Source organism: Antarctobacter heliothermus, assembly GCF_002237555.1.
Lineage (GTDB): Bacteria > Pseudomonadota > Alphaproteobacteria > Rhodobacterales > Rhodobacteraceae > Antarctobacter > Antarctobacter heliothermus_B.
The window spans coordinates 500,030-512,784 of the sequence record NZ_CP022540.1 but is presented as its reverse complement, the minus strand read 5'-3'; the positions used below and the strand labels follow the sequence as shown (position 1 = coordinate 512,784).

Annotated in this window: 10 protein-coding genes and 1 pseudogene; 7 read left to right on the top strand and 4 right to left on the bottom strand. The window is 62.8% G+C overall.

All coding sequences use genetic code 11. The annotated features are described in order from the left end of the window. Positions 1-24: 24 nt before the first annotated feature. On the bottom strand, positions 25-1,494 hold the full coding sequence (locus tag ANTHELSMS3_RS02580; RefSeq protein WP_094033511.1) for an ABC transporter substrate-binding protein: 1,470 nt from the start codon (positions 1,492-1,494) through the stop codon (positions 25-27). A 185-nt stretch (positions 1,495-1,679) separates the two neighbouring features. On the opposite strand from ANTHELSMS3_RS02580, the gene panB reads away from it, so the two are divergent. Together panB and panC are read left to right on the top strand one after the other, a co-directional pair. Continuing rightward, on the top strand, positions 1,680-2,513 hold the full coding sequence (panB, locus tag ANTHELSMS3_RS02575) for a 3-methyl-2-oxobutanoate hydroxymethyltransferase (RefSeq protein ID WP_094036885.1): 834 nt from the start codon (positions 1,680-1,682) through the stop codon (positions 2,511-2,513). Next, positions 2,510-3,352 carry a pantoate--beta-alanine ligase gene (panC, locus tag ANTHELSMS3_RS02570; protein WP_094033510.1) on the top strand — a complete coding sequence of 281 codons (843 nt, stop codon included), beginning with the start codon at positions 2,510-2,512 and terminating at the stop codon, positions 3,350-3,352. Before panB ends, panC begins: the two co-directional genes overlap by 4 nt. A 59-nt stretch (positions 3,353-3,411) precedes the next feature. Here the strand turns inward: panC and ANTHELSMS3_RS02565 are convergent, their stop codons facing one another. Then, positions 3,412-4,689 carry an acetylornithine deacetylase/succinyl-diaminopimelate desuccinylase family protein gene (locus tag ANTHELSMS3_RS02565; RefSeq protein ID WP_094033509.1) on the bottom strand — a complete coding sequence of 426 codons (1,278 nt, stop codon included), beginning with the start codon at positions 4,687-4,689 and terminating at the stop codon, positions 3,412-3,414. A 48-nt stretch (positions 4,690-4,737) separates the two neighbouring features. Continuing rightward, entirely contained in the window at positions 4,738-5,715 is a 978-nt protein-coding gene (locus tag ANTHELSMS3_RS02560) for a DUF2125 domain-containing protein (protein WP_094033508.1), read from the bottom strand. A gap of 67 nt (positions 5,716-5,782) precedes the next feature. On the opposite strand from ANTHELSMS3_RS02560, the gene ANTHELSMS3_RS02555 reads away from it, so the two are divergent. Beyond that, entirely contained in the window at positions 5,783-6,316 is a 534-nt protein-coding gene (locus ANTHELSMS3_RS02555) for a gamma-glutamylcyclotransferase (RefSeq protein ID WP_094033507.1), read from the top strand. A 97-nt stretch (positions 6,317-6,413) separates the two neighbouring features. Here ANTHELSMS3_RS02555 and ANTHELSMS3_RS02550 read toward each other — a convergent pair whose 3' ends face one another. Continuing rightward, positions 6,414-7,370, bottom strand: a complete 957-nt coding sequence (locus tag ANTHELSMS3_RS02550) for a homocysteine S-methyltransferase family protein (RefSeq protein ID WP_094036884.1) — start codon at positions 7,368-7,370, stop codon at positions 6,414-6,416. Positions 7,371-7,499: 129 nt separating this feature from the next. On the opposite strand from ANTHELSMS3_RS02550, the gene ANTHELSMS3_RS02545 reads away from it, so the two are divergent. The 4 genes and pseudogenes from ANTHELSMS3_RS02545 (at position 7,500) to ANTHELSMS3_RS26590 (ending at position 12,755) form a co-directional block, all read left to right on the top strand. Then, on the top strand, positions 7,500-8,129 hold the full coding sequence (locus ANTHELSMS3_RS02545; protein WP_094033506.1) for a TetR/AcrR family transcriptional regulator: 630 nt from the start codon (positions 7,500-7,502) through the stop codon (positions 8,127-8,129). A gap of 114 nt (positions 8,130-8,243) precedes the next feature. Next, positions 8,244-9,416, top strand: a complete 1,173-nt coding sequence (locus ANTHELSMS3_RS02540; RefSeq protein ID WP_094033505.1) for a biopolymer transporter ExbB — start codon at positions 8,244-8,246, stop codon at positions 9,414-9,416. A gap of 3 nt (positions 9,417-9,419) precedes the next feature. After that, positions 9,420-10,331 (top strand): annotated as a pseudogene (locus ANTHELSMS3_RS26595) (peptidoglycan -binding protein); the annotation flags it as partial. A 279-nt stretch (positions 10,332-10,610) separates the two neighbouring features. Beyond that, positions 10,611-12,755, top strand: a complete 2,145-nt coding sequence (locus tag ANTHELSMS3_RS26590) for a peptidoglycan -binding protein (RefSeq protein ID WP_439098670.1) — start codon at positions 10,611-10,613, stop codon at positions 12,753-12,755.

The following is a 12,755-nucleotide window of genomic DNA, read 5'->3' as shown; positions in this document are numbered from 1 at the left end:
CCGCAGACACGGCGCGCCACTCATTCACTCTACCCAACGCACCTTTGTCAGGTCATTCGCCTGCGTCGGCTGGTTCGGCCACAGCCCTTGGAGCCGGGCATCCGCAACGGTGGGAAAGGCTAGTTGGAACAGGTACGCGTTGACGTAATCCTGTGCGATGATCGTCTGCGCCTCGGCTAACATGTCGCTGCGCGCAGCGGGGTCCGTGGTGGCGTTCAGCAGCTTCATCAGGGCCTGAAACTCTGGGTTGTCATACTGAAAGTAGTAATCGGGCCGCGCGTAGATGCCGATGTCGAAAGGTTCGGTATGGCTGACGATGGTCAGGCCGAAATCCTTGCCGCGAAATACTTCTTCCAGCCATTGCGCCCATTCCAGATTGGTGATCTCCGTCTCGATCCCGACGTTGCGCAGTTGTGAGGCGATGATCTCTCCCCCGCGGCGGGCGTAGGAGGGCGGCGGCAGTTTCAGGGTGGTGGTGAACCCTTCGGCATAGCCCGCATCCACCAACAGCATGCGCGCGCGGTCAGGATCATGGACCGACAGGCCCGTCAGATCGACGTAGTCGGGGTTGTGCGGTGCGAAATGAGTGCCGATGGGCGTGCCCAAGCCGAACATCGCGCCGTCGATGATCGCCTGCCGGTCGATGGCGTGGGACAGGGCCTCTCTGACCATCGGGTTGTCGAAGGGCGGCTGTTTGTTGTTCATCGCAAGGATAGTCTCGCCCTCGGACGACCCTTTGATAACGGTGAAGCGTGGGTCGGCCTCGAACTGGGGCAGATTTTCCGGCGCGGGAAAGCCGGAAAACGCATCGACGTCCTGCGCCATCATCGCGGCAAAGGCCGCCGTGGGGTCCGAAATGAACTTGAACGTTGCCTTGGACAGATAAGGTGCCTCTCCCCAGTAGTCGGCGTTTTGCACCAGCGTGATGCTGTCGCCTTGCCGCCATTCGTCGAACTTGAACGGACCGGTGCCGATGGGGGTCTGCTTGATCCCCTCGACACTCTCGGGGGCCACGATCACCGCGTCACCCCATGCAAGGCTGAACAGCAGGTTGCCATCGGGGGCGTCCAGCGTCAGTTGCACGGTCATCGGGTCGATGACGGCAACCTCGACAATGCCGGAATACAGCGCCTTTTGCGCATTGGTGCTGTCAACGGCACGGGCGCGATCAAGGCTGAATTTCACGTCTTCGGCGTCGAAGGTCGTGCCATCGTGAAAGGTGACACCTTCGGCGAGGTGAAAGGTATAGGTCAGCCCGTCCTCGGAAATCTCCCATTCGCGCGCAAGACCGGGGACAACGGCGCCGGTCTCTGTAAAGCGGGTCAGACCCTCGAAGACGTTGGAATACAGCACGCTGTCGATGGCCCCGGCGGCGGCCGAGGTCGGGTCCAGGTGCGGCGGCTCTAGCTGAATGGCAAGGGTCAGATCAGTTTGCTGCGCGAATGCAGCCGTGCCGCTGAAAAGCGCGGCAGCAAGGGTCAGGCGAAGGATCATGTCGGAACTCCCTGTTTCTTTGAAATGAGTGTTGCGCTTTTGGGGGCGTGCGATCAAGCGCGGCCTGCAAAAGGGCTCTGGTTCTGCGGCGCGGCAAATGGTAGGGCGGTGCGCAATTTTGTTGCGCACTGTGGTGGCGGAGCCTCCGGACCTTGCGCGGCGGCATTTTGGGGGAGGATGAGACCATGAGCGCGACGGCAAAGAAAAGGGCGCCGATGCCGGATGATATCCGCGCCCGCAAAGGGGGCGCGCCGCTGGTCAGTCTGACCGCCTATACGACGCCGATGGCGCAGATGATGGACGCGCATTGCGACTTTGTCTTGGTGGGGGACAGTGTCGGGATGGTGCTGCACGGGTTGCCGTCGACGCTGGGCGTGACGATGGAGATGATGATCCTGCACGGACAGGCGGTAGCGCGCGGGTTGCAGTCTGCCATGATGGTGATCGACATGCCGTTTGGGTCTTATGAAGAAAGCCCGCAACAGGCGTTTCGCAACGCAGCGCGGCTCATGGCCGAGACAGGGGCCGGCGCGGTCAAACTGGAGGGTGGGGTCGAGATGGCGTCGACTATCGCCTTTTTGGTGAAACGCGGCGTGCCGGTTATGGCGCACATTGGCCTGACACCGCAGTCGATCAACACGCTGGGCGGCTACAAGGTGCAGGGGCGCGGGGATGCGGGTGAGGCGCTGATGGCGGATGCTATGGCGGTGGCCAAGGCTGGGGCCTTTGCCGTGGTGCTGGAAAAGGTACCGGCGACCTTGGCAGATGCGGTGACGGCAGAGGTGTCGATCCCTACGATTGGCATCGGCGCCAGCGCCGGCTGCGACGGGCAAATTCTGGTCGTCGACGACATGTTGGGGCTATTCACGGCCTTCAAGGCCAAGTTCGTCAAACGCTATGCCACCTTGGGCGCAGATGGCGAGGCGGCGATTGCCGCCTATGCCGAAGACGTCCATGCACGGCGCTTTCCGGGGCCGGAGCACGTCTTTGGTGATGCTGTGCCGGACGCCAAGGCATGATCGCCCCTATCGTACGCTCGGTCGCCGAGTTGCGCGCGATGACCACCGCGTGGCATCGCGCTGGTGAGACGGTTGGGGCGGTGCCCACGATGGGCGCGCTGCACGACGGACACCTGAGCCTTGTGGCGGCAGCGAAAGAGCGATGCGACCGGGTGATCGTGACGATCTTTGTGAACCCCAAGCAGTTCAACAGCCCCGAAGATTACGAGAACTATCCGCGCACCGAACACGACGACGCGGCTAAACTGGCGCGCTTTGCCGTCGATGCGATCTTTGTGCCCGATGGGGATGAGATGTATCCGCAGGGGTTCGCGACGGGTGTGTCTGTCATGGGTCTGACGGACGTGCTGTGCGGCGCGCACCGGCCCGGACATTTCGACGGGGTGGCCACGGTCGTGACCAAGCTGCTGTTGCAGACATCGGCGGACCAAGCTTTCTTTGGCGAGAAGGACTGGCAGCAGGTGCAGGTGGTGCGGCGGTTGGTGGCAGATCTGAACATCCCCTGTGAGATTGTCGGCTGTCCGACCATCCGAGAGATTGACGGGCTGGCCATGTCGTCACGGAACCTGTTGTTGTCGGATAGGTCGCGGGGGCGGGCGGCGGCGCTGCACGAGGCGCTGGAAGACATGGCAGAGGGGTTGCGCACTGGGCAGGCGGCGTCAGACCTGCGCCCCAAGGCCGAGGAACGGTTAACAGCGGCGGGGTTCACCAAGGTCGAGTATCTGGACTTGCGGGCCAATGAGGATCTGTCGCTGTTAGAGCGACCGGATCGGCCCGCGCGGCTGTTGGTGGCGGCGTGGTTGGCCGGGGTGCGATTGATCGACAATATAGGGGTGTGACGGGGGCGGACGCTGTTTCGGCTTTGCCGAAAGACGCCCCGCCCCCCGTCCCATTGGCGTCACGCCTCTGGCAACAGCAGTGTTTCCAGACTGCGGGCCATGACCTTGGCGCTGTCGAGCATATCCGTCACGCCCACCCATTCATCGGGTTTATGCGCCAGTTCCAGCACGCCCGGCCCGTAGGCGATGCAGTTTTTTAGCCGCCCGATGCGGTCGATGTGTTTCTGATCGTAAGAGCCGGGGGAGGCGATATAGGCGGGCTCCCTGCCGAACACATCTTGGATCGCTGCCGCTACCGTTGTGACCACCGGGGCCTCTTGCGAGGTCATCGAGGGATCGATGCGGTTGATGTCGCGGATGGTGTAGTCGAACCGGGGGCGATTGGCCTTGAGGTCGTCCAGCATGGCGATCACCTCTCCGCGGACCTCGTCATAGGCCTCTTCGACAAGGAACCGCCGGTCAATCACCATGCGGCAACTGTCCGGCACATTGGGCGCGGGCAGGCCGGTGAAATCCTCCAGTTCCGCCTCTCCGCCGTGGATCGAATTGATGTTGAGCGTGGATTGGCGCGCGGCCTCTGGCGTAACGGGCATTGCGGTTTCGCGGGTTGTCAGCGACGGGAATAAACGATCCTCAAAGGCGCGCATCACCGCCCCCATGTGGCGCACGGCGCAATCGCCAAGGAAAGGCATCGATCCATGGGCGATCTCTCCCTTGGTCTCGATCTCGGCCCACCACGCGCCGCGATGGCCAAGGCAGATGCGGTCCTTGTTCAGCGGTTCGGGGATGATGACGTGCTGCACCCGGTCGGGTGAAAAATAGCCAAGATGTGCCAGATGCGCGACGCCGCCATAGCCGCCGGTTTCCTCGTCCGCGGTTCCGGAAATCTCGATTGCGCCCGCATAGTCCGGATGTTCGGCGATGAAACATTCGGCGGCGATGATCGATGCAGCCAAGCCGCCTTTCATATCGCAGGTGCCGCGGCCATAGATCCGGTCGCCCTCCAGAACCGCTGCAAACGGGTCATACGTCCAGCCGCGCCCGACTTCGACCACGTCAATATGAGAGTTGAAATGCACACATTCGCCGGACCGGGTGCCGTCGCGGCGGGCGATGACGTTCCAACGGGGATAACGGTCGCTGTCGCCGGGCGCACCTGTCGCGCGGATCATTTGGCAATCAAACCCTGAGGCGGCCAGCCTGCGCTCCAGATATGCGCAGATATCATGATACAGCGCGCCCGGCGGGTTCAGCGTCGGCACGCGGACAAGGTCCTGGGTGAGCGCGATCAAATCGTCGCGGGCGGCGTCGATGCGCGCAAAAAGCGTGTCAGTCATGTGCAGACTGTCGGCCCGTTGGCGCGGATGCGCAAGGGGGGCGCGTGCTTAGGGTATGCGCAGGTTCGGTGCCTTTCCCAATGGGATCATGCCAAAGGACACGCGGCCCTCGTTGAAATCCAGCGATAGGTCCAGCGTGTTGGCGTTGCCATTGAAACCGGCGGCCAGCGAAAGGGCATTTTCCAAAGTGTCGATCAGGCCACTAGGCAATTGCCCAGCGTCACGCGCGCGGTCCAGCATGTCGCGCCAATTGACGGCACGCACCGTCATCTTGCCCGTGGCACGCCCCTGCGGGTCGGCATCCACGCGACCGGCAAGGTTTAATTCCAGCCCTTCAAATCGGTAGTCGGCTTGTCGCAGGTCGATCCGTTGCGGTTGTGGGCGCGGGCCGGAAGGGGCATCGACAGTCCATGCACCGTCAAATGTCAGCTCAGCCTGCAGTTGCAGCGCATCCGCGCGGGCGGTTCCGGGCATCATCGGGACGTCAGGGCCGGCCAAAGCCTCGGCCGTCAGGCCAACCCGGTAGAGGTTGGGCGCGCCCGCAACGTCGGTCAACGCAGCGCGCAGCCCGGCAAAGGCCAGAGTCGTCTGTGCACCGTCGATATTGAGCACCTCTGCCTCTAGGTTGCTGCGCAAAATGCGCCCGTCAGAGGTGTGGACCACTGAGGCGCGCAATCCCGTACTGTCGATGGCAACCGGGCCAGAGGGCAGGGTCAGCCCCTGCGTATCGGGCCAGACAAGGATTAGATGCCCGGGCCGGTAGGTCAGCCCGAGGATCTGGAAAAACGGGGCTTCCCAACCCACGCCTCGGACCGGATCGTTCAGCCGCACCTCTGTCAGCGTGGCGTCGAGCCGACTGGGAAAGCCGCGCACAGTCAGGTCCGTATAGTCTGCCTGCCAGCCTTCGGCCCGACGCGCATCAAACCATTCCGAGATGTCGCGTTTCAAGGTCCAGGAGGACATGAACCAGAACCCGGACCAGCCAATCAGAAGCGCCGCCGCCACCGCAAAGATCAAGCGATTCATGGGCTCTGCCCCTTTTCCTGCTGCACTTGATCGTGTTTACAGGCCACCAACGAGAAGGACCAGTTTGATGACGCTTTGGGTGTTTGGATATGCCTCTCTTTTGTGGAACCCGGGCTTTCCGGTGGCGGAACGCGTACAGGGACGGCTGCATGGCTATGCGCGCAGTTTTTGCATGTATTCGATCCATCATCGCGGGACAGAGGAAACGCCCGGCCTTGTTCTGGCGCTGGACGAACAGGACGGCGCCAGTTGTGACGGGCTGGCGCTGCGCGCGGCGCCGGGCACTGAAGATGAGACGCTGGCATACCTGCGCGAACGAGAGCTGATCTCGTCGGCCTATCTGGAAAAGCGTCTGGACCTGGCGCTGACCGACGGACGGCAGGTGGAGGCGGTGTCGTATGTAATTGACCCGCATCATGTGCAGTATTGCCACCTGCCGCTGGAAGAACAGGCGCGGATCATTGCTCGGGCGCATGGCGGGCGCGGTCCAAACACCGAATACTTGTTCAACACCGCTGCGCATCTGGATGAGATCGGCGTGCCAGATCCGGACCTGCATTGGCTGGTGCGTGAGGTGAAGGCGCTGACCGGCGAGGACTGAGGCAATTGGTCGAGCCGGGAGGAGGGGCGCTGCCCCTCTTGGCCTGACGGCCAATTCACCCCGGGATATTTTAGGACAAAAGAAGCCGGGGCACGGGTTATACCTGTTGGCGGCGCGCGGCCATGACTGCGGGGGCGATCTGGGCGAGGTGTTTGTCCCAGCTGCCACAGCAGCCGCCCCAAATGTCAGCTTGCGGAAATCGGCGGGCAAGTGCGCCCATCTGTCGGCCGAGGTCTTCGGGGTCGCCCTCTTCGAGGTGGTTGAGGCTGCACAGGGCGATTTTGTTCATGGCCGCCGCATTGGGGCGGAAGCTGCGCAGGCGGCTTTGCCAATCGCCCGATTCCAGTGCCGGCTCGAATTCCAGCGGGTGCGAGCAGTTGATGCCAAAACTGTCTGGGCGGGCATTGGAGCCGCAGGCGGCGTCGGTTGCGGTCACGGCTTCGGCGAGGCTGGGACCTGCGTGCAGGCGGTGGTCTGCGGTTAGGGTAAAGGACACGTTGACAGGGATTCCCGCTTGGGCTGCGGCGCGTGAAATCCCCACCGCCTCTGGCACGTTGTTGATCGTGGCGGCCCAGATCAGATCGACTCCGGCGCGCGCACAGATGGCGATCTGCTGTGTGTGGTAGGCTCCGGCCTCATCTTCCGTGAGTGTCCGGTTGAGTGCGTAGGCGTCGCCGCGTGGGCCGAGGATGCCCGCGATGCGAATTTCGGGGATCTGATCCGCGTAAGGTGCACTGAGCTCACGCAGGAACGCGATGTTTCGCAGCTGGATATCTTCAAGCGCGGCATCGGAATATCCCACCAAAGCGCCCCAGTCGGCACTGGCGCGATAGTCCAGCCCTCCCAGTAACGCGCATCCGCCTGCGATGGCGATCTGGTCCAGCAGGCGGCGGTACATGTCGTTTGCCACCTGCATGGCCTTGGGATTGTCCAGCAGGGTGAAGGCACAGAAGTGGTCGAACTCAAATCCATGGCGGAACATCAGTTCCGTTTCCGTGCCGCCTTCGGTGAACCAAGGCAGGCCGTCGGGATGTGGGGCAAAGACCGGGGGCATGGTGCGCATCCTTTTGGACCACTGTGTAGGCCGGATGACGCCTGTGCCAGTGGACTCATGGTACACTGCACCATCGGTACAGTGATCTGCGTGCCATCTTGCGGTAAGCTGACTACAAAGGGAGCGGACATGGCCTTTATCAAGCCACGCAGCACGGCGACGACCCGCGATCGTCTGCTGACCGTTGCCGAAGTGGCCATACTGGACAAGGGTCTTGCCGCCACCTCGATCGAGGAATTGATCGCCGAGGTGGGCATCACCAAGGGCGGTTTCTTTTACCACTTCAAGGACAAGAGCGCGCTGGTCGAGGCCATTCTGGAGCGTCACCTGATTGCCGAGGAGGTCTGGCTGGACGATCTGTTTGCCTGCGCGGCGAAGGAGACGACAGAACCGCTGGCGCAGTTTCTGGTCTTTCTTCGGCTGTTGCAGGACCAGATGGCGGCGCTGCCGGATGTCCATCCCGGGTGCCTGATTGCCGCCACTTGTTTTCAGGAGCGCCTGTTCACGCAGACGGTTCACGATCTGGCGCAGCAGAACCTGCTGAATTGGCGGACCCGTTTTCACGCCCGGCTGACCGCAATCGCAAATATCCATCCTCCCCGGCACTCGGTCGATTTGGAGGCGATGGCGGACATGTTGGTGGTTCTGGTGGACGGTGCGATCATCCTGTCCAAGACTGTGCGCGAGAAAGAGGTGCTGCCGCGGCAGATCGCCCTGTATGCGCGCTTTGTCGCCGCGGTGTTCCGGGACGAAGGGTAACTGTTGCGCAAAGCGCCGTTTTTTCCCCGATCCTGCGGGAATTGTTCATAACTTCTTGGCTCTGCAGCGCTAAACGCTTAGATGTAGCGCAAGAGAACAAGCGTCAGGTGTCCAATGGATCAGCCCGACCCCGAGGCCGAGCCACAATTCACACAACCGTTCCGTCAGGTGATCCTCATGCTGGCGGTGCTGGGCCTGTCGGGGTTCGGCGGCTTTTTGGCGTTGCCGCGCGTTTTGCCGGTGTTTCAATCCAACCCCTACCTGAACGGGTTCATCCTGTTTGTCTTTGTCGTCGGCGTGCTGGCCTGCTTCTGGCAGGTGGCGCAGTTGATGGTTTCGGTTCGCTGGATCGAACGGTTCACCACGCGGGGCGATCAGGGGGGGCGCGCTGTGCCACCGCGCCTGTTGGCCCCGTTGGCCGCGCTGTTGCGCCGTCGCGACAAGCGGATGCAGATCACGACCAACTCGACCCGGTCGATCCTTGATTCCGTGGCGCAGCGGATTGACGAGGCGCGTGAGATTACGCGCTACATCGTCTCTCTGCTGATCTTCCTCGGCCTGCTGGGCACCTTTTACGGGCTGGCGACAGTGGTGCCCGCGCTGGTCGAAACCATCCAGAGCCTTGCGCCGCAAGAGGGCGAAACTGGGACCGATTCCTTTGCCCGTCTGATGTCTGGGCTAGAGGGGCAGTTGGGCGGCATGGGCGTGGCCTTTGCCAGTTCGCTGCTGGGGCTTGCCTGTTCGCTGATTGTTGGACTGCTGGAACTGTTCGCAGGCCACGGCCAGAACCGGTTTTACCGCGAGCTTGAGGAATGGCTGTCCTCGATCACGCGGCTAGGCTTTTCCTCTGACAGTGAGGGGCCGGATCTGGGGGCTGCAGGTCTGGTGCTGGACCAGATGGCCGAACAGATGGAGCGCCTGCAACACCTGTTTGTCGAATCCGAACAGGGCCGGTCAGAGGTGGACGCCCGGCTGGCGCAACTGGCGGATAGCGTCGAACGTATGACCGAACGGATCGAGGCGACCGCCCCGTCGGCGAGCTCTCTGGCGCGCATTGCCGAAGGCCAGGAACTTCTGGCGCAGGCGATCCGCGAAAAGGAAACGGATGAGGGGCTGGATGCCGAAAGCCGTATGCGTCTGCGGTCCATCGACGTGCAGATGCTGCGCATCCTTGAGGAAATCAGTGCCGGCCGACAGGAAAGCATGGCAGAACTGCGGACCGATCTGGCGACCCTGTCGCGGTCTCTTGGTGTGACGCGCAGCGTTCGGCCGCGCGGGGACGGGTGATCCATGGCGCTGTCGCGACGCACCGGCGCGCGCTTTCAGGCCTCAATCTGGCCGGGTTTTGTCGATGCGATGACCGGCCTTTTGCTGGTGCTGACCTTTGTCCTGTCGATTTTCATGGTCATGCAGTTTGTCCTGAACGAGACGATCACCGGGCAGGAATCCGAACTGGATACACTGAATTCAGAGATTAGCGCCTTGGCGCGGGCATTGGGAGTTGAGCGGACCAAATCCACCCGGCTGGAGAATGAGGTTGGCCAGCTGAGTTCAACCCTGTCGGACCGCGATCTGCGGTTGGCGGAACAGGACAGTATCATCAACAGCCTGACCGCCACCCGGGACCGGCAGGCGGATCAACTGATGGCTGCCGCAGCACAGATTGAGACGTTTGAGGATCGGGTCGCTGCGCTGCTGCTAGAGCGGGATGCGGCGCAGGCAGAGGTCCGCGATGTAACCGCCGCGCGTGATGCGCTGGCCGAAGAGCGTAACGCTCTGTTGGCGGCGCGAGATGACCTGACCGAAGAACGCGATGCGCTGACCGCCGCCCTGACCAGCGCCCGGAGCGAGATCGACGATCAGGCCGAGGCCGCCAAACTGGCCGCCGCGCGGCGTGAGGCGCTGGAGGCGCTGATCACTGACCTGCGCGCGCGCAACGCGGACCGAGACGCACGGATTGGCGCGCTGACCGCCGAACTGACAGAGCTTGAGGCTGACCTGACCGAGGAAGAAGCCGCGCGGCTGGCCGAATCCGAGGCGGCTGTGGCCCTGCGCAAACGGTTGGAAGAGGCGGACGCCGAACTGACGGCGATGACTATGGCGCTGGAACAGGAACGTGCCCGGGCCGAAGAAACCCTGACGCTTCTGGCGGCATCGCGTGAGGCAGAGAAGGATCTGAACGCCCGTCTGGCGGCGGCGCTATTGGCTGGCCGTCAACAGGGCGATGGCCTTCAGGCGCGCATCGACGCGCTGGAGGCGCAATTGGCTGATGCCCGTCGCGCCCAGACGCGGCTGTTGGCACAACTGGCCGATCTGCAGGACGAAACATCGCTGACGGCACAGGCGCTAAAGGCGCGTCTCGACGATGCAGCGGCGCGGATCACCCAGCTAGAGGCGTCCTTGTCCGATGCGCGTCAGGCGGAAGCGCGGATCAATCAGGAACTGGCCACAGTCCTGGCCGAGGATGAGGCTGAAGCCCGCGTGCTGCAAAACCGGATCGACGTGTCACTGGCGCGGATTTCCGAACTTGAAGAAACGCTGGCCGATGCGCGTGCGCAGGGCGCGCAGACCGATAGCCGCTTGGCGGCCTTGCGCGATGACCTGACGACGTCACGCGCCGCGCAACGCGATGTGGAACAGGCGCTTGCCCGCGAAGAGGCCGCGCGCGCACTGGCGGAACGCGGCCTGAAAGATGCACAGGCAGAGGCAACGGCGCGTGCCTCGCGGTTGACCGATCTGTCTGCGCAACTGGCGCAGGCGCTGGCCCGTCTGGCTGAGGCTGACGCGCTCAAGACAGAACTGGAGGCGCTGCGCGCCCGCAATCTGGCGCTGGTGTCAGACCTATCGGCGGCAGAGGGCAGGGCAGAGGACCGCGCTGCCGCCCTGACCGAACTGCGGTCCGAACGTGACCGGCTGGATGTCGCGCTGTCCCTTGCCCGAAATGAGATTGGAGAGGCGCAGGGTGTTGTGGCCTCTTTGGGTGATGAAGTTGATGCGCTGAGCGGGCAGCTTGCTCAGGCCCGCACACGCGAAACAGAGCGCACCGATGTGATCGAGACGATGCGCGGCCAGATTGCCCAGATCGAGACACAGCTGGATGCGGCCTTGAAACGGGTCGAGGATCGCGGTGACCGCATTGATCGACTGCAAAGCGAAAACGCCGATTTGTCTGCCCGGTTGGCACGGTTGGGTGGTGCAGCGGCACAGCAGGAGTCGGCGGTCATGGCTTTGGGTGCTACCAATGCGCGCCTTTCGGCCGAACTGGATGCGGCCCGCGCTCGCGCAGTCGAACGCGATGCCCAGATGGCCCGCCTGCAACAGGAATTGGCACAGGCCGAGGCACGGGCAGAGGATCGCACCGCCGAGACGGCAGAACTGGAAACGCTACGCGGCGATCTGGCGCAATTGAGCACCCGTTTGGAAGCCGCCCAGCGTAGGGCAGCGCAAGGTATGTCGCGGATCATCACACTGGACTCGGAAAACGCCGAACTGACACGCAAGTTGTCCAACGCGGATGGACGCAGTGCCGAACGCGATGCCGAAATCGGCCTGTTGAAAGGCCAAATCGACCGAATTGCCGCCGAGTTGCAAGCACTACGGGCCCGCGACGCCCAACGTGATGGGCTGATTGCAGACCTGCGCCAACAGTTGGCCGAGGCAGAAGCGCGCGCCCTGGAACAGACCGACGACAATCGATCGCTTGAGGAAAAACTGGCCGCCGCGTTGGCCGCTCGCCTTGCCGCAGAGGCATCGGTTGAAGAAACGCGCGACCGGCTGGCCTCGGCTCTGGCGGCGCAAGAGGCGGCAGATGCCAAACTGGACGAAAGGCTGGACGCGGCAGAAGAGCGGCAAATCCTGCTCAATCAGGCGCGTGAAAAGCTGGGCCAGACCGAAGAACGCGCGACTCGGGCGGAGTTGCAGGTTGAGGCACTCAACCAGAACGTCTCGGAGCTGCGCCGTCAGTTGCGGGAATTGCAGGCGTTGCTGGATGATTCCAAAGCCAAGGATGCCGCGTCGGAGGTGCGTTTGCAAAACCTCGGTTCCGAGTTGAACGCAGCCATCGCACGGGTGGCGGCCGAAGAACGTCGCCGCCGACTTGCAGAAGAGGCCATGCGCAAGCTGGAACAAGAGCGCGCGGAACGGTTGGAAGCAGAAAAGAAAGACCTCGAAGCGTACCGGTCAGAGTTTTTTGGCAAGCTGCGCGCGGTGATCGGTGACCGCGATGGCATTCGGATCGAAGGTGACCGTTTTGTCTTCTCATCAGAGGTTCTGTTCGAGGTCGGATCGGCTGATCTTTCCGCTGCGGGACGTGGAGAGATAGAGGAAGTCGCCGACATCCTGCTGGACATCGCTGACGAGATTCCCAATGGCATCGACTGGGTGATCCGCGTCGATGGCCACACCGATAACCGCCAGATCAGGCCGGGCGGTGAGTTTTCCGACAATTGGGAACTCAGCCAAGCGCGCGCGCTTTCCGTGGTGCGCGACATGATTGACAATTATGGCATCCCGCCACAGCGGTTGGCGGCGAATGGGTTTGGCGAATTCCAGCCTGTAGATCCGGCGGACACGCCAGAGGCCTGGGCCCGCAACCGGCGGATTGAATTGAAACTGACAGAGCGCTGA

Bases quoted from the DNA above. Each gene is read 5' to 3' on its own strand.
- ANTHELSMS3_RS02560 (WP_094033508.1), bottom strand. From the start codon at position 5,715: ATGAATCGCTTGATCTTTGCGGTGGCGGCGGCGCTTCTGATTGGCTGG.
- panB (WP_094036885.1), top strand. From the start codon at position 1,680: ATGAGCGCGACGGCAAAGAAAAGGGCGCCGATGCCGGATGATATCCGC.
- ANTHELSMS3_RS02550 (WP_094036884.1), bottom strand. From the start codon at position 7,370: ATGCCCCCGGTCTTTGCCCCACATCCCGACGGCCTGCCTTGGTTCACC.
- panC (WP_094033510.1), top strand. From the start codon at position 2,510: ATGATCGCCCCTATCGTACGCTCGGTCGCCGAGTTGCGCGCGATGACC.
- ANTHELSMS3_RS02580 (WP_094033511.1), bottom strand. From the start codon at position 1,494: ATGATCCTTCGCCTGACCCTTGCTGCCGCGCTTTTCAGCGGCACGGCT.
- ANTHELSMS3_RS02545 (WP_094033506.1), top strand. From the start codon at position 7,500: ATGGCCTTTATCAAGCCACGCAGCACGGCGACGACCCGCGATCGTCTG.
- ANTHELSMS3_RS02555 (WP_094033507.1), top strand. From the start codon at position 5,783: ATGACGCTTTGGGTGTTTGGATATGCCTCTCTTTTGTGGAACCCGGGC.
- ANTHELSMS3_RS02565 (WP_094033509.1), bottom strand. From the start codon at position 4,689: ATGACTGACACGCTTTTTGCGCGCATCGACGCCGCCCGCGACGATTTG.
- ANTHELSMS3_RS02540 (WP_094033505.1), top strand. From the start codon at position 8,244: ATGGATCAGCCCGACCCCGAGGCCGAGCCACAATTCACACAACCGTTC.